20 protein-coding genes are annotated in these 21,044 nt (G+C 58.8%); 4 read left to right on the top strand and 16 right to left on the bottom strand.

Annotated features, from left to right (window positions below; all coding sequences use genetic code 11):
• The first annotated feature begins 100 nt into the window (after nt 1-100).
• Complete coding sequence (locus IH404_RS17515) at nt 101-280, top strand: hypothetical protein (protein ID WP_005789140.1); 180 nt, start codon at nt 101-103, stop codon at nt 278-280.
• Between the two features lie 12 nt (nt 281-292).
• Nucleotides 293-487: a DUF6021 family protein gene (locus IH404_RS17510; protein WP_005789138.1), complete on the top strand. Its 195-nt coding sequence runs from the start codon at nt 293-295 to the stop codon at nt 485-487.
• A 30-nt stretch (nt 488-517) separates the two neighbouring features.
• On the opposite strand, the gene IH404_RS17505 is transcribed toward IH404_RS17510, so the two are convergent.
• Nucleotides 518-754 (bottom strand): DUF6555 family protein, encoded by a 237-nt coding sequence (locus IH404_RS17505; RefSeq protein ID WP_005789137.1) that lies wholly within the window; start codon nt 752-754, stop codon nt 518-520.
• A 120-nt stretch (nt 755-874) separates the two neighbouring features.
• Here IH404_RS17505 and IH404_RS17500 point away from each other — a divergent pair, with 120 nt between their 5' ends.
• Entirely contained in the window at nt 875-1,708 is an 834-nt protein-coding gene (locus tag IH404_RS17500) for an arylamine N-acetyltransferase (RefSeq protein ID WP_032880611.1), read from the top strand.
• A 125-nt stretch (nt 1,709-1,833) separates the two neighbouring features.
• Nucleotides 1,834-2,586, top strand: a complete 753-nt coding sequence (locus tag IH404_RS17495; protein WP_194438592.1) for an outer membrane beta-barrel protein — start codon at nt 1,834-1,836, stop codon at nt 2,584-2,586.
• 151 nt (nt 2,587-2,737) lie between these two features.
• On the opposite strand, the gene IH404_RS17490 is transcribed toward IH404_RS17495, so the two are convergent.
• From IH404_RS17490 to IH404_RS17415, 15 genes are all read right to left on the bottom strand, one after another.
• Nucleotides 2,738-3,955, bottom strand: a complete 1,218-nt coding sequence (locus tag IH404_RS17490; protein WP_242462671.1) for an MFS transporter — start codon at nt 3,953-3,955, stop codon at nt 2,738-2,740.
• Between the two features lie 973 nt (nt 3,956-4,928).
• Entirely contained in the window at nt 4,929-5,249 is a 321-nt protein-coding gene (locus tag IH404_RS17480) for a transcriptional regulator (RefSeq protein WP_157264221.1), read from the bottom strand.
• Between the two features lie 290 nt (nt 5,250-5,539).
• A complete protein-coding gene (gene nuoN / locus IH404_RS17475; RefSeq protein WP_005789129.1) occupies nt 5,540-7,003 on the bottom strand; it encodes an NADH-quinone oxidoreductase subunit NuoN in 1,464 nt (487 codons plus the stop codon).
• Between the two features lie 7 nt (nt 7,004-7,010).
• Nucleotides 7,011-8,543, bottom strand: a complete 1,533-nt coding sequence (nuoM, locus tag IH404_RS17470; RefSeq protein ID WP_005789127.1) for an NADH-quinone oxidoreductase subunit M — start codon at nt 8,541-8,543, stop codon at nt 7,011-7,013.
• Between the two features lie 55 nt (nt 8,544-8,598).
• The gene (nuoL, locus tag IH404_RS17465; RefSeq protein ID WP_005789126.1) at nt 8,599-10,452 is read right to left on the bottom strand and encodes an NADH-quinone oxidoreductase subunit L; all 1,854 of its coding nucleotides are present in this window, start codon (nt 10,450-10,452) and stop codon (nt 8,599-8,601) included.
• Nucleotides 10,449-10,757 carry an NADH-quinone oxidoreductase subunit NuoK gene (gene nuoK / locus IH404_RS17460; protein WP_003174727.1) on the bottom strand — a complete coding sequence of 103 codons (309 nt, stop codon included), beginning with the start codon at nt 10,755-10,757 and terminating at the stop codon, nt 10,449-10,451. The genes nuoL and nuoK overlap by 4 nt, the downstream gene beginning before the upstream one ends.
• Before the next feature lie 2 nt (nt 10,758-10,759).
• The gene (gene nuoJ / locus IH404_RS17455; protein WP_003174726.1) at nt 10,760-11,263 is read right to left on the bottom strand and encodes an NADH-quinone oxidoreductase subunit J; all 504 of its coding nucleotides are present in this window, start codon (nt 11,261-11,263) and stop codon (nt 10,760-10,762) included.
• A 9-nt stretch (nt 11,264-11,272) separates the two neighbouring features.
• Nucleotides 11,273-11,821: an NADH-quinone oxidoreductase subunit NuoI gene (nuoI, locus tag IH404_RS17450; protein ID WP_003174725.1), complete on the bottom strand. Its 549-nt coding sequence runs from the start codon at nt 11,819-11,821 to the stop codon at nt 11,273-11,275.
• A gap of 11 nt (nt 11,822-11,832) precedes the next feature.
• The gene (gene nuoH / locus IH404_RS17445) at nt 11,833-12,840 is read right to left on the bottom strand and encodes an NADH-quinone oxidoreductase subunit NuoH (RefSeq protein WP_003192116.1); all 1,008 of its coding nucleotides are present in this window, start codon (nt 12,838-12,840) and stop codon (nt 11,833-11,835) included.
• Nucleotides 12,837-15,551, bottom strand: coding sequence for an NADH-quinone oxidoreductase subunit NuoG (gene nuoG / locus IH404_RS17440; protein WP_005789121.1), 2,715 nt, complete (start codon nt 15,549-15,551; stop codon nt 12,837-12,839). The genes nuoH and nuoG overlap by 4 nt, the downstream gene beginning before the upstream one ends.
• A 135-nt stretch (nt 15,552-15,686) precedes the next feature.
• Complete coding sequence (nuoF, locus tag IH404_RS17435; protein WP_005789119.1) at nt 15,687-17,042, bottom strand: NADH-quinone oxidoreductase subunit NuoF; 1,356 nt, start codon at nt 17,040-17,042, stop codon at nt 15,687-15,689.
• Complete coding sequence (nuoE, locus tag IH404_RS17430; RefSeq protein WP_003232080.1) at nt 17,039-17,536, bottom strand: NADH-quinone oxidoreductase subunit NuoE; 498 nt, start codon at nt 17,534-17,536, stop codon at nt 17,039-17,041. Before nuoE ends, nuoF begins: the two co-directional genes overlap by 4 nt.
• 2 nt (nt 17,537-17,538) lie before the next feature.
• A complete protein-coding gene (gene nuoC, locus IH404_RS17425; RefSeq protein ID WP_005789116.1) occupies nt 17,539-19,323 on the bottom strand; it encodes an NADH-quinone oxidoreductase subunit C/D in 1,785 nt (594 codons plus the stop codon).
• Between the two features lie 71 nt (nt 19,324-19,394).
• Complete coding sequence (locus tag IH404_RS17420) at nt 19,395-20,069, bottom strand: NADH-quinone oxidoreductase subunit B (RefSeq protein ID WP_003174719.1); 675 nt, start codon at nt 20,067-20,069, stop codon at nt 19,395-19,397.
• Between the two features lie 10 nt (nt 20,070-20,079).
• A complete protein-coding gene (locus tag IH404_RS17415; RefSeq protein WP_003192109.1) occupies nt 20,080-20,493 on the bottom strand; it encodes an NADH-quinone oxidoreductase subunit A in 414 nt (137 codons plus the stop codon).
• Nucleotides 20,494-21,044: the final 551 nt, after the last annotated feature.

Below are 21,044 nucleotides of genomic sequence, written 5' to 3'. Positions count from 1 at the left end.
AGAAAGGGCGGTCATCTTCTCATGCTTGCAGCAATGAAGTTGAACGATGACTGCGCACGGTTTCTCTAAACCTGTGAAGCCCCTCATGAGGTAAGCCATCATGTCTGAACACAAGCAGCCACCGCCAGGTACACCGGATCCGAACCGCACGCCGGGTGAGGAGGAGCGCGACAACGATGCTTTGCGCCCCAACGATCCCAAAGAGCGTGGCCCCGACAATGATGTCGAGCACGTCGAACAAGACCTGGAAAACCTCCACGACAAAGCGCGGCCGCTTTAGCAGGAGCATGTGATGAACAAACGTACCGATGGTCCCCACTCCAACGAGCACGCCAGTGGCAAGGATGAGCTGGGTTTCGACCCGGACTCGCCAGATGTGGCCGACCCTCAGGTCGACCCGGTAGGTCCGGCTATTGCGCCGCTGGATGAGAAAAAGTCATCTGAGAAAAAGCCGCCCTACGATCCGTTGGGCGACTTGAAGAAGTGAACCGAGCCCCGCCGTCGTGCGGGGCTTTGTTTATTTGGGTGGGGTCCAACTGACGTCGGTGATGCCGTATTTTTCCGCCCAGGGCCGGGTGGTTTTTTTCACTTGCTCGTGACCGACGCGGCCGATGCGGCTGACATGGGCAATGTCGGCATCAACGGCCGCCCAGTGCCAGGCTTCGGCGTTATTCATCACCTCGGCGCGCACCACGAAAGACTTGGGTTTACCGTGTAGCTGATAGTGGATGGTGTAGATTTTTGCGGTACTCATGTTGCCTCCCTGTCTTGTTATAGATGGATAGGCCAGCGTTCTAAAAGGTTCATTCAAAATGACAACGTACGCGGTGGCGCGGCATAGTGACGCTCTTGCCCTGCGCCCGAGGATCGCGCCATGCTCACACCCACGGATAGCCGCCTGTACCTGCAACGCCTGGGCTATGCCTCGCCACCGGCACCCACCTTGCAGACCCTGCGGGACTTGCAGCTGCGCCATGTCTGCACTTTTGCCTTTGAAAGCCTGTCGACCCTGATGCATGCGCCGGTGCCGATTGACCTGCAAAGCGTCACGCAAAAGGTGTTGCACCAAGGACGCGGCGGCTATTGCTATGAGTTGAACCAGCTGTTCCTGGCCTTGTTGCAGGAGCTGGGCTATGAGGCTCGCGGCATTACCGGTCGTGTGGTGATTGGCGGGCCACCGGACGCCCACACCGGCCGTACTCATCGTCTGAGCCTGGTGACCCTCGACGGCGTGCGCTATATCACCGATGTCGGCTTCGGTGGCATGGTCCCCAGCAGCCCGTTGCAACTGGACAACGAAGCGCCCCAGGCCACTGCCCATGAGCCTTTTCGCCTGACATGCAATCAGGGCAGCTACACATTGTGGGCCCAGGTCGGTGAAGAGTGGCGCGGCTTGTACGTGTTCGATCTGCAAGTGCAGGCAGATATCGACTACGAAATCGGCAACTGGTACGTCTCCACGCACCCTGGGTCGCCGTTCGTGGGGCAGTTGAAAGCCGCGCTGCTTGCCCCCGGTAAACGTCATACCTTGGCCAACGCCCACTATGCGCTTCATTACCTGGATCGGCCCAGTGAAAAGCGCACGCTTCAGAGTGCCGACGAGTTGCTGGCGCTATTGCACGACACGTTCGGGATTCAGCTGCCGGATCAGCCTCAACTTCGCGAAGCCGTTGAAAGCCTTATCCGCACGAATCCTGAAGAATATTGAGATAGAGCCTTCGCTGAACCGTTTTTTCTCCATTTTGGTGCAAATCAGTTCGAACTTTTTGCAAATGCCAAGGTTCGAACCGATTCCTGAATACTTTGCCCACCTTAAAATGGAGATGTAAAACGATGTCCAAACTATTCGGAAAATTTCTCAAGAACACCTCGTTGCTGGCCCTGGTAGCTGCGCCTGGCGTGGTGTTCGCTGCACCTTCCACCGACCCGATCTCCACGTTCGGGATCCTGGGCAGCTACAACGACTTCAAACTGGAAGGCGGTAGCGAAAGCGACAAGGACCACATGCCTGAAGCGGGCCTGTTCTATAACTTCGGCAACAAGCTCACCGCCGAATCCGGCTTCATCTACCAGGCCGGTATCGAAGCCAAGTACGGCGAAAAAAGCGATAACAAACTCAAGGAAGGCCAGGCTGACCTCGACCTCGGCTGGCGTGCCGCGCTGGATGCGCGCAACTTCGTCGACGTGATCGTAGGCGGTGGCTACACCTGGACCCGCTATGAGCCGGACACCAATGGCTACGATATGAAGCTGACCAACAAGTCGCCGTTTGCCAAGGCAGCCCTGGGCTACAACCACCAGTTCGATGACATGACGCTGCGCGTCGAAGCCGGCGCCCGTCACACCATCGATGGCCGCGCCAAACTCAAGGTAGACGGCGTTGGCAGCGACAGCGTGGACCTCAAGGACCGCACCAACCCTTATGCCGAAGTCAGCCTGCTGATGAACCAGAAGGGCGATCTGCCAGTGATGGCGGGCCTGTACTACACCCGCACCGAGTACAAGCTCGACGGCGATTCCTATGTGGCCGATAACACCAAGCTCAAGCGTGATGAGTATGGTTTCAAGGTGGGTATCGCATTCTGACGCTGTTTACGCTGTAAAAACGCCCCGAATGCTCGGGGCGTTTTTTGGGTGGGCCAGGCATGGCGCATTGCGCGCAAGCCTACTCGATCTTGGACTTGATTAGGTAACTTAAAGTAATAGGGGATTCACTGGGTGATCGTTTGATTCGGCACTAACCGACAGGTGTATGTGCTTGTTTTTTATACAAATATAGATAGAGCGCAATTGATACTGATGCAGTTAAAAAAGCCACGCATGCAGCCACAACAAAAGGGGCTGGACGACCGCCTGCAATTATTAGCACTGTCCCTAAAGAAGGTCCAATTATAACGCATAGCATTTGGATGCTTCTGAAAGACATGGATACTCTTCCGATATTATCAGAAGGGCATAATTGTTGAAGTATTATATTGGACGATATGATTAATAACTCATAACTTAAACCATTCAAAAACCAAATCAGCGGATAGAGATAGGCTCTTCCAGGTACTTGGAAAAATACTAAAATTGCGGTCAGGATTAATGCTGCAGAAAAAATAAATAATGCATGTGATCGAAGTAGAATCTCATCGATATTGCTCAATTTGAACTTCATCAACAGTGCGGCACATATCGCGCCTCCGGCGGTTGCGGAAACGATCACTGAAAAATTAACTGGAGGTAAGCCTTCGTAGGCTAGAAAGGACGCCAAATGCGGGTCGTAAATTCCTAAAGCCAGCGATGTCAGTAGGGAGTATAAAAAGCCTATGCGTAGTTGAAATGGCAAGGCTTTGAAAATAGAAATTCCTCTTGTTATGTCGCGATAGAGTGGAAGGGTTTTCGTAGAGGAGTCATTAATTTGCATTCGGAATGCCAGGCAAATAGACCTTAGGAGTGGAAAGGTTAATGAAGTGGCGGCAGCCGACAAAAAGAATAAATCCTTAGGTGATAATACTGCCGTTAACATACCTGCAAGTAATGGTGCAAGAATTTTGGAGGATTGATCAAATACACTGACGTGACTGAAAAATGATTTGCGCTCTTCGGCAAGTATCAGTTGTCGAACCATGATGGTTATCGAAGGGAAGTAAAATAGGTTTGACACGCCTTTGAATAAAACCAAAAACAAAAAGCTCTGAAGGTCTGGAGACACTGCGAGTGCTACAGTAGATAGTGTGCGCAGTATGGCACCAAATAATAGTGTCTTCCTTACGTCATGTCGATCTATCAGCGTTCCAACGATAGGGCCAAGAAACAACATTGGGGCACCCAGGCAAAAAGCCAGGAACGCTATCGATGAAGGAGATGCATGCCATAGATAGACGGGGACCGTGAAGATCAAAAAAATATCAAGCCATAGTGATAGGCTGGATAGCGCTTGCACGTAAATAAGCTTACTTGACGTTTTCATCATGCCGATCTGAATTGAGAAAAAGTTTGTCTTCAAACACGAAGCCGTCGAGTCCATGTTCACTGGCGAATCGATACAGGTCGCTCAACCTATTTATAAAACCGCGGCCGTTAAAGTTCAGGGACGTGTTACAAAGTACGCCGACTCCTGATATATCACGATAGGCGCTCAGTAACTGATGCATACGAAGATTCTGCGATTTATTGACTGATTGAGGGCGCGCTGAGTTATCAACGTGCGTTACGGCTGGAATTTTAGATGAAATAACTTTTCGAAATTCCAGCATGAAAGGGGATGGGTTAGACGGGCGAAAGTATTCAGCCATACATTCTTCTAAGCATATCGGCGCAATGGGTCGAAACCCCTCGCGCTTCTTGATTTTATTCAATCTAATGAGGTTTTCTCTAGGGTAGGGCGCCGCAAAATTACTCGTCTCATATATAGTTCCTCATGATTATTGCCTTCGCAGATTTGCGATGCACTTAAACCGTATGAGCGTCTATTGTGATTGTCAATATTATTTCTTGAGCTGTATTATTTTTCAGTTGAGTCTTCCTGTGTTTTTCCAGGTATTTATCGGATCGGTCTGATTGGCATTTCCTACATTTCGCTCCATCGTTGATTTCTAAAAGTATTGGTTCATATACAAGACTGTAATATCCAGTTGCATATAAGCCGACGTTCCGTTGTCGTTGTGGTTCACATATTTTTCTTCGCGGGTGCTCAACGCTAGAAGCGTTTAGTCGAGGACACCAACTGCGGCGTATGGAATGCCTATGTTGATATTGATCTGCATCTGGCGTTTACGCTTGCGGCCGAAACCGCCATGCCTGGTGCTGTTCGACTCACTATGGTGGTGAGTCGAATGACTTGGAGGTGAAAGTCCTCTACACACCCGGCAAGGGTACGACACAAACTCCGCTGTGTGCTGTGGCGTCAATGGAAGCAGCCTACTACTCGATGCTTTTGCAGGTCAGCCCAGTGCAGCAAGTTGTGCCACGGTTTTCGGAAAGCGCGCCACCAGGCGGATCAGGGTGACGGCCTGGGCGTTGGGTTTGGCCCGGCCTTGTTCCCAGTTTTCCAGGGTCCGGATGTTCGTACGCAAGTACATGGCGAATACCGACCGGGAGAGGTTGAGTTGCTGTCGCACGGCGATCACCTCGTCTGCGGTGAGCGGTGCCAGTTTGTTGAGGTGCACTTGGTGAGTGCGCAGGGTGATTTTGCCCTGGCGTTCGTCGGCCAGGGCGTCGAAGCCTTCGATCAACTCTGAAGCAATAGTGCGTTTTGTGCTGATCACTACGTAGGTTGCGTATGAATTGATCACTTTTCGAAGGCAGGACGGAGCACAGATGTCAGCTGTCGCTGTGTATCGGGTCAGACCATTCGCGATGCTAGCGTGGCATGGGACCGCGGTGAGCCCATGAGTATCCAACTGACGCTCCTCGATCCAAATGTGTGTGTGGGCTTGCTCGCGAAGGCGGCGGGGCAGTCAATACATTTGGTGACCAGAGCACCTACTCTTGCCCTGAAAACGCAAAACGGCGCCCAAAGGCGCCGTTCTGCTTACTGCATCAATCTAAGCGATCAAACCCCCAACACCGCGTGCTGCACCAGGGTGAGCAACGGTTGCGGGTACACGCCCAGGAAGAACGCGAGCACGGCGATGGCCAGCAGCATCACGCCACCGGCTTTCTGTTCCCAATGCAGCTCGGCATCCACACGGCGCAGGTTTGGCTCGATCAGGTACAGGGTGACCATCACGCGCAGGTAGTAGAACACGCCGATGGCGCTGCCCAGTACCAACGACGCTACCAACCACCACTCGTGGGCTTCAACACCGGTCGCGACAATGTAGAACTTGCCGATAAAGCCCGCGGTCAGCGGGATACCGGCCAGCGACAGCATCATTACGGTGAGTACGGCGGTCAGGTACGGACGGCGCCAGAACAGGCCGCGGTATTCGTACAGGGCATCAGCATCACGGCCTTTGTAGGGCGAGGACATCAGCGTGATCACGCCGAATGCGCCAAGGCTGGTGATCACGTAGGTGACCAGGTACACGCCGATGGCTTCCACGGCCAGGCCTTTGCTCGCCACCAGGGCGATCAGCAGGTAGCCGAAGTGGGCGATGGACGAGTAACCCAGCAGACGCTTGAGGTTGTTCTGAGTCAGGGCCAGCAGGTTACCGAACAGGATCGACGCAATGGCGATCACGGTCAGCACGTTGCTCAGCACGCCGGTGTTGGCGGCAGGGGAGATTTGGAACAGACGCACCATCACCGCAAATACTGCCACTTTCGACGCAGTTGCCAGGAACGCGGCCACCGGTGCGGGGGCGCCTTCGTACACGTCCGGAGTCCACAAGTGGAACGGCACCAGCGACAGCTTGAACGCCAGGCCGATCAGCATCATCGCCAGGCCCAGTTGGGCAATCGGCGCCGGGCTGTTGGTGGCAGCCAGGGCGTGGCCGATACCGGTGAAGCTCAGGCTGCCAGCTTCTGCGTAGAGCAGGGCCATACCGAACAACAGGAACGCGGAACCGGCGGCCGACAGCACCATGTACTTGATACCGGCTTCCAGGGAGCGCTTGTTGAAGAAGGCGTAGGCCACCAGGCCGTAGGTCGGGATCGACAGCAGTTCCAGGCCGATGAACAAGCCGGCCAGGTGCTGCGCGCTGACCAGCACGATACCGCCGGCCGCAGCCAGCAGGATCAGCAGGTACAGCTCTTCGCGGTTGCCCGGGTAGCCGGTGCCGCCTTCGCCGAGGTAAGCGTGGGCGAGGGTGACGCACGCCAGGGTCGCCACCAGGATCAGGGCGATGTACAGCAACGCGAAGTCATCGACCATCATCAATGGCGTGACCGCCAGTGGCGCGACCTTGAGGGCCGGGATGATCGACAGCAGGGCCAGGTTCAACCCGGCGCAGGACAGCAGGAACGTTTGCGAGTGATTGCGGCGCCAGGCGATTGCCAGCATCACCACCACGATGGTGAGGCTGGTAATCAGCAGCGGCGCAAGCGCGATAAAGTGTTGGATCGTGAATTCCATAGCGCTCTTACCGGGCCGAAGCGAGTTGAGAGAAGGCGGTGCCGAACCACTGCTGCACGCCATGCATCGTTGCGGCAGAAGTGTCCAGGAACGGTTGCGGGTACACGCCGATGAAGATCAGCAACACCGCAAGGCCGAGCACCATGATCAGTTCGCGCGCATCCATCCCTTGCAGGACGGTGTCGGACTTGGCCGGGCCGAAGTAGGCGCGGTGGATCATGATCAGCGAGTACACCGAACCGAACACCAGGCCGGAGGTAGCAATGGCGCTGATCCACGGCGTCTGCACAAAGGCACCCATCAGGATCAGGAACTCGCCGATGAAGTTACCGGTACCCGGCAAGCCCAGGGATGCAGCGGCGAAGAACAGGCTGATCGCCGGCAGGTAAGCAATGCGCGACCACACGCCACCCATTTCACGCATGTCACGGGTATGCAGGCGCTCGTACAACTGACCACTGAGGATAAACAGGGCAGCGGCCGAAACACCGTGGGCCAGCATCTGGATCACTGCGCCTTGCAGCGCCAGTTGGCTGCCGGAGTAGATGCCGATCAGTACGAAACCCATGTGGGAAACGGACGAGAAGGCAATCAGACGCTTGATGTCGGTTTGCGCGAAGGCCAGGAACGCGCCGTAGAAGATCCCGATCAGACCCAGGGTCATGGCGATCGGCGCGAACTCGGCCGAGGCATTCGGGAACAGCGGCAGGGCGAAACGCAGCAGGCCGTAGGCCGCCGTCTTCAACAGGATACCGGCCAGGTCCACGGAACCGGCAGTCGGCGCCTGGGCGTGAGCGTCAGGCAACCAGGAGTGGAACGGCACCACTGGCAGCTTCACCGCGAAGGCGATGAAGAAGCCCAGCATCAGCACGTACTCGGTGGTCAGCGACATCTTGGTTTTCAACAGGTCGGCGTAGTTGAAGGTAATCACGCCGGTGCTGTTGAAGTTGACCAGGACCAGGCCCAGGATCGCCACCAACATGATCAGGCCGGAAGCCTGGGTGAAGATGAAGAACTTGGTCGCCGCGTAGATCCGGGTTTTCTTGCCGTCCGAAGAACTGTGACCCCAGAGCGCGATGAGGAAGTACATCGGCACCAGCATCATTTCCCAGAAGAAGAAGAACATGAACAGGTCCAGCGCCAGGAACACGCCGACAACGCCGCCCAGGATCCACATCAGGTTCAGGTGGAAGAAGCCCACGTGACGCTGGATCTCTTTCCAGGAGCAGAGTACCGAGAGGATACCCAGCAGGCCGGTCAGCAGGATCATCAACAGAGACAGGCCGTCGAGGGCCAGGTGCACGTTGATGCCGAAGCGCTGGATCCACACGTGCTTGAATTCAAGCGCGAAGGTGGGATCGACACCCGGTGCCGGAGCAAATGAATAGTCGCCATGGGCCCACAGCCAGAGGCCGAGTGCGAGTTCCAGGGACATGGTCAGCAACGCAATCCAGCGGGGGAGGGTGGCGCCGAAGCGTTCACCCATCCAGCAGAGCAGGCCGCCGATAAAGGGGATCAGGATTAGCCAGGGCAGAATCATGACGGGCTCGTTTCCTTTCGCAAGTTTGCAAAGTACGCAGTGCACTTAAACATAGTCAGACCGCTACCACGACGATGGCGCCGATCACCAGCACGGCACCGGCCGCCATGGACGCTGCATACCAACGCAATTGGCCGGTCTCGCTGCGGCTCAGGGCTGTGTGACCAGCCTTGGCGGCGCGCGGGATCAAACCGATGGTCTGGTCGAGCGGGTCTTTGCGCAGTACATGGCTGATGGCGAGGTATGGCTTGACGAACAGTTTGTCGTAGAGCCAATCGAAGCCCCAGGCAGCGAACCACCAGGCCGACAGGAAGCGCCCGATGCCACTGTTGGCCACGGCGGTCACGAAGCGACGCTTGCCGAGGAACAGCAGGGCGGCCAGCAGGATACCGGCGATGGCAATGGCGCCCGAGGCGATTTCCAGGCTGTGCTTGTCTGCGCCGCCGGCATGGCCGACGCTTTCTGGCAATACGCCGGCCAGTGGTGGAGTGATCATGGCGCCGACGAAGGTCGACAGGATGATCAGCACCGACAGTGGCAGCCAGTGGGAGATGCCGTGGCCTGCGTGCGCTTCGGTCTTGGCTTCACCGTGGAAGGTGATGAAGATCAGGCGGAAGGTGTACAGCGAGGTCATGAACGCACCCACCAGGCCTGCGTAGAGCAGGTTCTGGTTACCGCTGGCAAACGCTTCCCAGAGGATTTCGTCCTTGGAGTAGAAACCGGCGGTCACCAGCGGCAGGGCGGCCAGGGCGGCACCACCGACGATGAAGCTGGCGTAGGCCAGTGGCAGTTTCTTCCACAGGCCGCCCATCTTGAAGATGTTCTGCTCGTGGTGGCAGGCGACGATCACCGCACCGGAGGCGAGGAACAGCAGGGCCTTGAAGAACGCGTGGGTCATCAGGTGGAAGATCGCCGCGTCCCAGGCGCCAACGCCCAGGGCCAGGAACATGTAGCCGATCTGGCTCATGGTCGAGTAGGCGAGGATACGCTTGATGTCGGTCTGCACCAGCGCGGCGAAGCCGGCCAGTACCAGGGTCACGCCACCGACGATGCCTACCAGGTGCAGGATGTCCGGTGCCAGGGTGAACAGGCCGTGGGTACGGGCGATCAGGTAGACACCGGCGGTCACCATGGTCGCGGCGTGGATCAGTGCCGAAACCGGTGTAGGGCCGGCCATCGCATCCGCCAGCCAGGTTTGCAGCGGCAGTTGCGCGGATTTACCCACGGCGCCGCCCAGCAGCATCAGGGTCGCCAAGGTGATCCAGAAGTCGCCGACCTGGAATTTCTGCGGTGCCAGCACCAGCAGTTCCTGAATGTTCAGCGTGCCCACCTGTTGGAACAGGATGAACAAGCCAATGGCCATGAACACGTCGCCGATACGGGTGACGATAAACGCCTTGAGTGCTGCGTTACCGTTGTTGCGGTTGCTGTAGTAGAAACCGATCAACAGGTACGAGCACAGGCCCACGCCTTCCCAGCCGAAGTACAGGAACAACAGGTTATCGCCGAGTACCAGGAACAGCATGCTGGCGATAAACAGGTTGGTGTACGAGAAGAAACGCGAGTAGCCCGCTTCGCCGCGCATGTACCAGGACGCGAACAGGTGGATCAAAAAGCCTACACCCACCACCACGCCGAGCATGGTGATCGACAGGCCGTCGACGTAGAGGGCGAAGTTGGGCTTGAAGCCCTCCACCGACATCCACTGCCACAGCACCAGGGTGTAGTGACCGCCTTCTGGCGGCGCCACGTTGAATTGCCAGATGACGTAGGCGGCCACGATGGCCGACAGGCCGATGGAGCCCACGCCGATCAAGGCCGAGAGGTTTTCCGACCAGCGCCCGCGAGAGAACGACAGCAGCAGGAAACCGATCAGGGGGAATACGAAAGTCAGAAAGATCATGTTCATCCGCGCATCTCACTGGCAGCGTCGATATCAAGCGTGTGGAAGCGACGATACAGCTGCAGCAGGATCGCCAGGCCAATACTGGCTTCGGCGGCTGCCAGGCTGATCACCAGGATGAACATGACTTGTCCATCCGGCTGGCCCCAACGTGCGCCCGCCACGATGAACGCCAGTGCCGCGGCGTTCATCATGATTTCCAGGCTCATCAACACGAACAGAATGTTACGGCGCACCATCAGGCCAACCAGGCCAAGGCAGAACAGGATGCCGGCGACCGCCAGACCATGCTCCAAAGGGATAGCAGGCATCGTCATTGCTCCTTGGCTTCGTTGCGGCCCAAGTGGAAGGCGGTGATGGCTGCGGCGAGCAGCAGCATCGAAGCCAGCTCGACCACCAGCAGGTACGGGCCGAACAGGCTGATGCCCACGGCTTTGGCGTCTACGGTGGTGTGGCCGATGGCCTGGCCGCTCTGGTGAGCGAACAGTACATACAGCAGTTCACCCAGCAGCAACGCTGCGAGGACAACCGGGCCGAGCCAGATGCCGGGCTTGAGCCAGACGCGCTCCTGGGCGACCGAAGCCGGACCCAGGTTGAGCATCATCACCACAAACACGAACAGCACCATGATGGCGCCGGCGTAGGCGATCACTTCCAGTACACCGGCGAACGGTGCGCCGAGACTGAAGAAGGTCATGGCCACGGCGATCAGCGAAATGATCAGGTAGAGCAGGGCGTGCACGGGGTTGGTGTTGGTGATCACGCGAAGCGTGGACACCACTGCAATACCCGATGCGAAATAGAAAGCGAATTCCATCTTTCTTCCTTAAGGCAGCAAGCTCTTCACGTTGATCGGCTCGGCTTCGTTTTGTGCGGCGCCCTTCGGCTTACCGGCAACGGCCATACCTGCAACACGATAGAAGTTGTAATCAGGGTTTTTACCGGGACCAGAGATCAAAAGATCTTCTTTCTCGTACACCAGGTCCTGACGTTTGAACTCGGCCATCTCGAAATCCGGTGTGAGCTGGATCGCGGTGGTCGGGCAAGCTTCCTCGCAGAGGCCGCAGAAAATGCAGCGCGAGAAGTTGATACGGAAGAAGTCCGGGTACCAGCGACCGTCTTCGGTTTCAGCTTTCTGCAGGGAGATGCAACCCACCGGGCACGCCACGGCGCACAGGTTGCAGGCTACGCAACGCTCTTCGCCATCGGGGTCGCGGGTCAGTACGATGCGGCCGCGATAACGCGGCGGCAGGTAGACCGCTTCTTCGGGGTATTGCAGGGTGTCGCGTTTGCGAAAGCCGTGACCGAACACCATCACCAGGCTTCGCAACTGGGTACCGGTACCCTTAACGATGTCGCCAATATATTTGAACATGGGTCAAATCCTCACTGAACCGCGGCAGCTGGCGTGTTCAACAACACGACGGCAGCCGTCACCAGCAAATTGATCAGGGTCAGCGGCAGGCAGAATCTCCAGCTGAAATCCATCACCTGGTCATAGCGCGGGCGCGGAATCGAGGCGCGCAGCAGGATGAACAGCATGATGAAGAACGCGGTCTTCAAGAAGAACCAGAAGAAGGCCAACTGCGGCAGGATGCCGAACGGACCGTGCCAGCCGCCGAAGAACAGCGTGACCAGCAGGGCCGAGATCAAGATGATGCCGATGTACTCACCGACGAAGAACATGCCCCACTTCATGCCGGCATATTCAATGTGGTAACCGTCGGCCAGTTCCTGCTCCGCTTCCGGCTGGTCGAACGGGTGACGGTGAGTCACGGCCACGCCAGCGATGAAGAAGGTACAGAAGCCAAAGAACTGCGGAATGATGAACCACAGGTTCTGTGCCTGGTACTCGACGATATCGCGCATGTTGAACGAGCCGACCTGCACCACGATGCCCATCAGGGCCAGGCCCATGAACACTTCGTAGGACACGGTCTGGGCCGAGGCCCGCAAGCTGCCCAGCAGGGCGAACTTGTTGTTACTGGCCCAACCGGCGAACAGCACCGCATACACCGACAGACCGGCCATGGCGAAGAAGAACAGCAAGCCGATGTTCAGATCCGCCACGCCCCAGGTCGGGGTGATCGGGATGATCGCGAAGGCGATCAGCAAGGCGCTCATGGCCACCACCGGTGCCAGGGTGAAGATCACCTTGTCGGCGAACGGCGGGGTCCAATCTTCCTTGAAGAACATTTTCAGCATGTCGGCCGCGATCTGGAACATGCCGAATGGGCCAACGCGGTTCGGACCGTAACGGTCCTGCCACCAGCCCAGCAGGCGACGTTCGACGAAGCTGAGCAGCGCGCCCGCGACGACCACGGCCAACAGGATCACGATGGCCTTGACCACCGAGATGATCACGTCAATTACTTCCGGCGTGAACCAGGTCATTGCGCTGCCTCCTGCAGACCGTCAACGGTTTGGCCAAAGATAGCGGGCGGAATGCCGGCAAGGCCTTTAGGCAGTGCAACCAGGCCAGCGCCCAACTCCTCGTTGATACGCAGCGGCAGGCGCAGGGTCTGGCCGGCCACGTTAAGGCTGAGCAGGGCACCGTCGTTGACGCCCAGGCGGTCGGCTTCGGACTTGGCCAGCGACACGTAGGCCGCAGGGATGCGTTCCTGCACCGGCGCGGCCTTGGAAGAGGTCTCTTCGCTGCCGAACAGGTGGAAGAACGGCACGACCTGCCAGGTGCCCGGCGCCGGGTTGAACGGACGCGGTACCGCAGTGAACCAGTTCAGCGAGTCACCGGTGCTTTCGATCAGGCGGGTGCCCGGGTCGCCAGCACGGATGTGACCACCGACTTCGTCCTGGAACTTGTTCCAGGCCTGCGGCGAGTTCCAGCCCGGCGACCAGGCAAATGGCACCTGCTGACGCGGCTCGGCCGAGCCCGAGTAACCTTCCATGGAGAAGGCGAACGCAGTGTCGATGTCTTGCGGGGTACGCGGTTCGTGCACGCTGATGTCGGCGCGCATGGCGGTACGACCGGAGTAGCGCAGCGGTTCACGGGCCAGTTTCAGGCCCTTGATACGGAACGCGGCGGACGGTGCAGCGTCGACGATGCGGGCCAACTGCGGCGCGCTCGCAGCGGTGGCTGCGGTGACGTGGTCGAGCTGGGTCCAGTCAATCGGCTGGTTCAGCAGGGTGGCGCGCAGGGCATGCAGCCAGCGCCAGCCTTCGTGCACCAGGATGCTGGCATCCATGTACTTCGGATCGAACACCTGGAAGAAGCGCTGGGCGCGGCCTTCCTGGCTGACCAGGGTACCGTCGCCTTCGGCGAAGGTGGCGGCTGGCAGCACCAGGTCGGCGCGCTCGCTGGTGGCGGTCTTCTGGTGGTCGGCCACGATCAGGACTTTGGCAGCGTCCAGTGCAGCGTCAACCTTGGCGGCAGCGGTGCGGGTGTACAGGTCGTTTTCCAATACCACAATGGCGTCGGCGTTTCCGTCGGTCACTGCTTGCAGGGCGGCGTCCAGGGACTCGCCACCGAGCATGGCCAGGCCCAGGCTGTTGGCTTCCGGCACCACCAGGCTGATGGAGCCGTTCTTGTCGCGCAGCTTCAGGGCCTTGGCGATGTTGGCGGCGGCTTCGATCAGCGCCTTGGAACCCAGCGAGGTACCGGCAATGATCAACGGGCGCTTGGCGGCCAGCAGGGCGTCGGCGATGCGCTGGGCCAGTTCGACGGCTTCGGTGTCCAGGCCGTCGACGGCAGGCGCGCTGGCGTCGAGGGCGTGGGCCACGGCGAAACCGAGGCGTGCCAGGTCGTCCGGTGCGGCGTGCACGCATTCTTCGGCGATGTCGTCGAGCTTGGTTTCAGCCAGCGAGGCGATAAACAGCGGGTTCAGCGCGTGCTGACCGATGTTTTTCACCGCCGCGTCAAGCCACGGCTGTACGCGCATGGCGTCAGCCATTTCTTCGGCCTTGCCTTTGACCGACTGGCGCAGCGACAGGGCAATGCGCGCAGCGGTCTGGGTCAGGTCTTCACCGAGCACGAAGATGGCATCGTGGTCTTCGATGTCGCGCATGTTCGGAACCGGCAGCGGGCTGTCGTTCAGCACTTGCAGGACCAGGCGGATGCGCTCCAGCTCGCCGGCTTCGATACCGCAGTAGAAGTGCTCGGCACCGACCAGCTCGCGCAACGCGAAGTTGCTTTCGAGGCTGGCACGCGGCGAACCGATACCGACGATATTGCGCCCGCGCAGCAGGTCGGCGGCTTTATCCAGCGCGGCGTCCAGGCTCAGCTTGGCGCCATCGGCCAGCAGCGGCTGGCGTGGGCGGTCTTCGCGGTTGACGTAGCCATAGCCGAAACGGCCACGGTCGCACAGGAAGTACTGGTTGACCGAACCGTTGAAGCGGTTTTCGATACGACGCAGTTCGCCGTAGCGCTCGCCCGGGGAGATGTTGCAACCGCTGGAGCAGCCATGGCAGATGCTCGGCGCAAATTGCATGTCCCACTTACGGTTGTAGCGCTCGGAGTGAGTCTTGTCGGTAAACACACCGGTCGGGCAGACCTCGGTGAGGTTGCCGGAAAACTCGCTCTCAAGCACGCCGTCTTCAACGCGACCGAAGTACACGTTGTCGTGGGCGCCGAAGACGCCCAGGTCGGTGCCGCCGGCGTAGTCTTTATAGAAGCGCACGCAGCGGTAGCAGGCGATGCAGCGGTTCATTTCGTGGGAAATGAACGGGCCGAGGTCCTGGTTCTGGTGGGTACGCTTGGTGAAGCGATAACGGCGCTCGTTGTGGCCGGTCATCACCGTCATGTCTTGCAGGTGGCAGTGACCGCCTTCCTCACAGACCGGGCAGTCGTGGGGGTGGTTGGTCATCAGCCATTCGACAACGCTGGCGCGGAACGCCTTGGATTCTTCATCGTCGATGGAGATCCAGGTGTTGTCGGTGGCTGGGGTCATGCAGGACATGACGATACGACCACGGGTGTCGTTCTCGTCGGTGTATTGCTTGACCGCACACTGGCGACAGGCACCGACGCTACCGAGCGCGGGGTGCCAGCAGAAATACGGGATATCGAGGCCGAGTGACAGACACGCCTGTAACAGGTTGTCCGCCCCATCGACTTCGAGCGCTTTGCCGTCTACGTGGATAGTGGCCATGGTTCAAAGTTCTTCGTTGGCCCGTTGTCAGCGGGCGTGGCTAATGGAATCTTGTTATTCATGTGCATCTACACAGCCTTGACGGCGTCAGCACATGAGCAGGCGAAGGGCACGGACCCTTCGCCTGTTTAAGCGTTACGCGCCGACTACGATCGGCTTCGCCAGAGGCGGGACGGCGGCGCTGGTGGGCGCGATGCCGGCTTCGAACTCCGAGCGGAAGTATTTGATTGCGCTGCCCAATGGCTCTACGGCGCCCGGTGCGTGAGCACAGAAGGTCTTGCCTGGGCCGAGGAAGCCGACCAGGCCCAGCAGGGTTTCGATGTCACCCTCGCGGCCTTCGCCATTTTCCAGGGCCATCAGCAGCTTGACGCTCCACGGCAAACCGTCGCGGCATGGGGTGCAGAAACCGCAGGACTCACGGGCAAAAAACTGCTCCATGTTGCGCAGCAGCGAGACCATGTTCACGGTGTTGTCGACCGCCATTGCCAGGCCGGTACCCATCCGGGTGCCCACCTTGCCGATGCCGCCGGCATACATTTGTGCGTCCAGGTGCTCAGGAAGCAGGAAGCCGGTGCCGGCGCCGCCTGGCTGCCAGGCTTTCAAGGTGTAGCCGTCGCGCATACCGCCGGCGTAGTCCTCGAACAGCTCGCGTGCGGTCACGCCGAACGGCAGCTCCCACAGGCCAGGGTTCTTGACCTTGCCGGAGAAGCCCATGAGCTTGGTGCCCATGTCTTCGCTGCCCTCGCGAGCCAACGATTTGTACCAGTCCACGCCGTCGGCGATGATCGCCGGCACGTTGCACAGGGTCTCGACGTTGTTCACGCAGGTCGGCTTGCCCCACACGCCTACGGCGGCGGGGAAGGGCGGCTTGGAGCGCGGGTTGGCGCGGCGACCTTCGAGGGAGTTGATCAGTGCGGTTTCTTCACCACAGATATAACGCCCGGCGCCGGTGTGCACGAACAGTTCGAAGTCGAAGCCGGACCCGAGGATGTTCTTGCCCAGCAGGCCCGCAGCCTTGGCTTCTGCCACTGCACGGTTGAGGTGCTTGGCGGCGGTGGTGTACTCGCCACGCAGGAAGATGTAGCCACGGTAGGTCTTGAGCGCACGGGCGCTGATCAACATGCCTTCGATCAGCAGATGGGGCAGTTGCTCCATCAACATGCGGTCTTTCCAGGTGTTGGGCTCCATCTCATCCGCGTTGCACAGCAGGTAGCGGATGTTGATGGATTCGTCCTTGGGCATCAGGCCCCACTTCACACCCGTGGGGAAGCCTGCGCCGCCGCGGCCCTTGAGGCCGGCGTCTTTGACGGTCTGGACGATATCGTCCTGGGCCATGTCGGCGAAGGCTTTGCGCGCAGCGGCGTAACCGTTCTTGGCTTGGTATTCGTCGAGCCATACCGGCTCGCCGTCGTCTCGCAGGCGCCAGGTCAGCGGGTGGGTCTCGGCCGAACGCTTGATCAGGTTGGCCGGGCCGAAAGAGGTCAGGGTCATGGGTAGCCCTCGAGCAATTGGGTCACGCCAGCAGGCTGTACGTCACCGAATGTGTCGTCGTCGATCATCAACGCCGGCGCCTTGTCGCAGTTGCCCAGGCAGCACACCGGCAGCAGCGTGAAGCGGCCGTCGGCGGTGGTCTGGCCGAGGCCGATGCCGAGCTTGGCCTGGATTTCGCTGACCACGGACTCATGGCCGCCGATGTAGCAGACCATGCTGTCGCACACGCGAATGATGTGACGGCCGACTGGCTGACGGAAGATCTGGCTGTAGAACGTCGCCACGCCTTCAACGTCGCTGGCGGGGATGCCGAGGATCTCGCCGATGGCGTAAAGGGCGCCGTCGGGCACCCAGCCACGTTCCTTCTGGACGATCTTCAAGGCTTCGATCGACGCCGCGCGCGGGTCTTCGTAGTGATGCAGCTCGTGCTCGATGGCCGAGCGCTCGGTTTCACTGAGGGTGAAACGGTCTGTCTGGATAAGCGTGCTGTTCATGCTTAGCGGTCCACGTCGGCCATAACGAAATCGATACTACCCAGGTACGCAATCAAGTCCGCGACCATCTCGCCTTTGATCACCGAAGGGATCTGCTGCAAGTGGGCGAAGCTTGGAGTACGAATCCGGGTGCGGTAGCTCATGGTGCCGCCATCGCTCGTCAGGTAATAACTGTTGATACCCTTGGTCGCTTCGATCATCTGGAAGGATTCGTTGGCCGGCATGACCGGGCCCCACGAAACCTGCAGGAAGTGCGTGATCAGGGTTTCGATGTGTTGCAGCGTGCGCTCTTTGGGCGGCGGCGTGGTCAGCGGGTGATCCGCCTTGTACGGGCCAGCCGGCATGTTGCGCATGCACTGCTCGATGATCTTCAGGCTCTGGCGCATTTCTTCGACGCGCACGATGCAACGGTCGTAGGCATCGCCATTGGCCGCCAGCGGTACTTCGAACTCGAAGTTCTCGTAGCCGGAGTACGGGCGGGCTTTACGCAGGTCGAAGTCGCAACCGGTGGAACGCAGGCCGGCACCAGTGACGCCCCATTCCAGGGCTTCCTTGGTGTTGTACTGCGCAACGCCGATGGTGCGGCCCTTGAGGATGCTGTTGTCCAGCGCGGCTTTCTGGTACTCGTCCAGACGCTTGGGCATCCAGTCGATGAACTCCTTGACCAGGCGCTCCCAGCCGTTCGGCAGGTCGTGGGCCACGCCGCCGATGCGGTACCAGGCCGGGTGCAGGCGGAAACCGGTGATGGCTTCGATGACCTTGTAGGCGCGCTGACGGTCGGTGAAAGTGAAGAACACCGGGGTCATGGCGCCGACGTCCTGGATATAGGTACCCAGGAACAGCAGGTGGCTGGTGATGCGGAAGAACTCGGCCATCATGATGCGGATGGTGTCGACGCGGTCCGGCACTTTAATGCCGGCCAGCTTCTCGACCGAGAGCACGTACGGCAGGTTGTTCATCACGCCGCCGAGGTAGTCGATACGGTCGGTGTACGGGATGAAGCTGTGCCAGGACTGACGCTCGGCCATCTTCTCGGCGCCACGGTGGTGGTAGCCGATGTCCGGGACGCAGTCGACGATTTCTTCGCCGTCCAGTTGCAGGATGATACGGAAGGCACCGTGAGCTGAAGGGTGGTTCGGGCCCAGGTTGAGGAACATGTAGTCCTCGTTGGTGCCGGAGCGTTTCATGCCCCAGTCTTCCGGACGGAAGCGCGCTGCTTCTTCTTCAAGCTGCTGCTTGGCGAGGTTGAGGCTGTACGGGTCGAATTCGGTGGCGCGGGCAGGGAAGTCCTTGCGCAGCGGGTGACCTTCCCAGGTCGGCGGCATCATGATGCGCGTCAGGTGTGGGTGGCCAGGGAAGTCGATGCCGAACATGTCCCAGACTTCACGCTCGTACCAGCTGGCATTCGGCCAGATACCGGTGACGGTCGGGATGCTCAGGTCGCTCTCGCTCAGGGCGACCTTGATCATCACGTCGCTGTTACGTTCCAGCGACATCAGGTGGTAGAACACGGTGAAATCGGCGCCGCTCGGCAGCCCCTGGCGCTTGGTGCGCAGACGCTCGTCCACGCCATGCAGGTCATAGAGCATGACGTACGGCTTGGGCAGGTTGCGCAGGAAGGTCAGGACTTCGACGAGCCTGGCGCGCGCCACCCACAGCACCGGCATACCGGTGCGTGTGGCCTGGGCGGTGAAGGCGTCAGGGCCAAAACGGTTATTGAGTTCGACAACCACATCCTGGTCGTCTGCCTTATAAGGCGGGATATACAGAGCACTGCCTGTAGTCATGGTTTTTTATCGCTTTCGGTCAACGTAAAGAATGAAGCCAGGTTTTCGTTCTATAAAAGAAGCGGGCTGGATCAGACTTCGTCGGGGCTGCGCAGATTGGTGACTGCGATTCGCTGTTCGCGGCGCTGTTCCTTTTGGGACGGCATCTCGGCGCGGTACACACCTTGATCACCGACGACCCAGGACAGTGGGCGACGCTCCTTGCCGATCGATTCCTGCAACAGCATCAAGCCTTGCAGAAAAGCTTCAGGGCGGGGCGGGCAGCCAGGCACGTAGACGTCCACGGGCAGGAACTTGTCCACCCCTTGAACGACCGAGTAGATGTCGTACATGCCACCGGAGTTGGCGCACGAACCCATGGAGATGACCCACTTCGGTTCGAGCATTTGCTCATAGAGACGCTGGATGATCGGCGCCATCTTGATGAAGCAGGTACCGGCGATAACCATGAAATCCGCCTGGCGCGGTGATGCCCGGATCACTTCGGCACCAAAGCGCGCGATGTCGTGGGGCGCCGTGAAGGCGGTGGTCATTTCCACGTAGCAGCACGAAAGGCCGAAGTTGTACGGCCACAGGGAGTTTTTACGCCCCCAGTTGACCGCGCCACTCAGCACGTCTTCCAGCTTGCCCATGTAGATGTTTTTGTGGACTTGGTCTTCTAACGGGTCGGAAACGGTTTCCCGTTCGCCGATGGGGTACTGCTCGTTAGGAGCATCCGGGTCGATCCTGGTGAGATTGTATTGCATTGCCAAAGCCTCATTGTTTCAGCTTCGCCTGCCGCTTGCGACGAGCTTCCGGAGCCCAGTCAAGGGCGCCCACTCGGAACAGGTAGACAAGACCTGCCAACAGAATTGCTATGAAAACGAGAGCTTCGACGAATCCGGTCCAGCCGCTTTCGCGGACGGACACAGACCATGCAAAGAGAAAGAGGGCTTCGATATCGAAGATCACGAAGAGCATCGCGACCAGATAGAATTTGGCTGAGAGCCGCAAGCGGGCACCACCTGTAGGTAGCATGCCGGACTCGAACGGTTCGTTTTTGCTGCGGCCCCAGGCTTTTGACCCGAGTAGGCTGGAGACGCCAAGCATGAAGGCGCAAAGGCCCACTACACCGAGGAGGAAAATGGCAAAGCCCCAGTTGTGGGCCATGAGTCCTGTCGCGTCGGTCATGCTGGAAATCCTTAACAGAGAGCAAAGGTCTCTGAGCTCGAAAAAGTAACGATGCAGTGACGATATGTCGCACTGCAATCAATCGCGGTGATTTTATGGCTAAACACCGGGCAAGTAAAATTCCCAGGGCGAAATTATTCGGTGGAATAAGCACATAGTGCACCTTCTTGAGGCTGTAGCCCTTATGCCGTGGGCATTAGCGGGCTTTTCATCAATTATGTTTTGTTTAAGCTGTAACGAAGTTTTCAGGCGCCAAATGATAATGAATATTGTTTGCGTGGGGTTTAAGCGATTGTTTCTCATGTGGCGGGGGAAGTTGCCGTTACTTGCTTGAGTGTCGCTTAGTTGTCGCAACGGTTCTTTTAACCGATTGGATGTGTGCGAATACCGCTCTGGATCAATGTTTTGCGTAAAAAGCACCCGACTCGGTCTCTGTGGGAGCCGGGCTTGCCCGCGATGGCGGTGTGTCAGCAAAAGAATGTGGTGACTGGCACGCCGCCATCGCAGCGATGCGGCGACCCGACAAGCCAGCTCCCACATCTGCTCTGCAT

This window comes from Pseudomonas sp. OST1909 (assembly GCF_015277575.1).
Lineage (GTDB): Bacteria > Pseudomonadota > Gammaproteobacteria > Pseudomonadales > Pseudomonadaceae > Aquipseudomonas > Aquipseudomonas synxantha_A.
The sequence above is the reverse complement of the archived record's forward strand: the minus strand, read 5'-3'. Positions and strand labels throughout refer to the sequence as shown.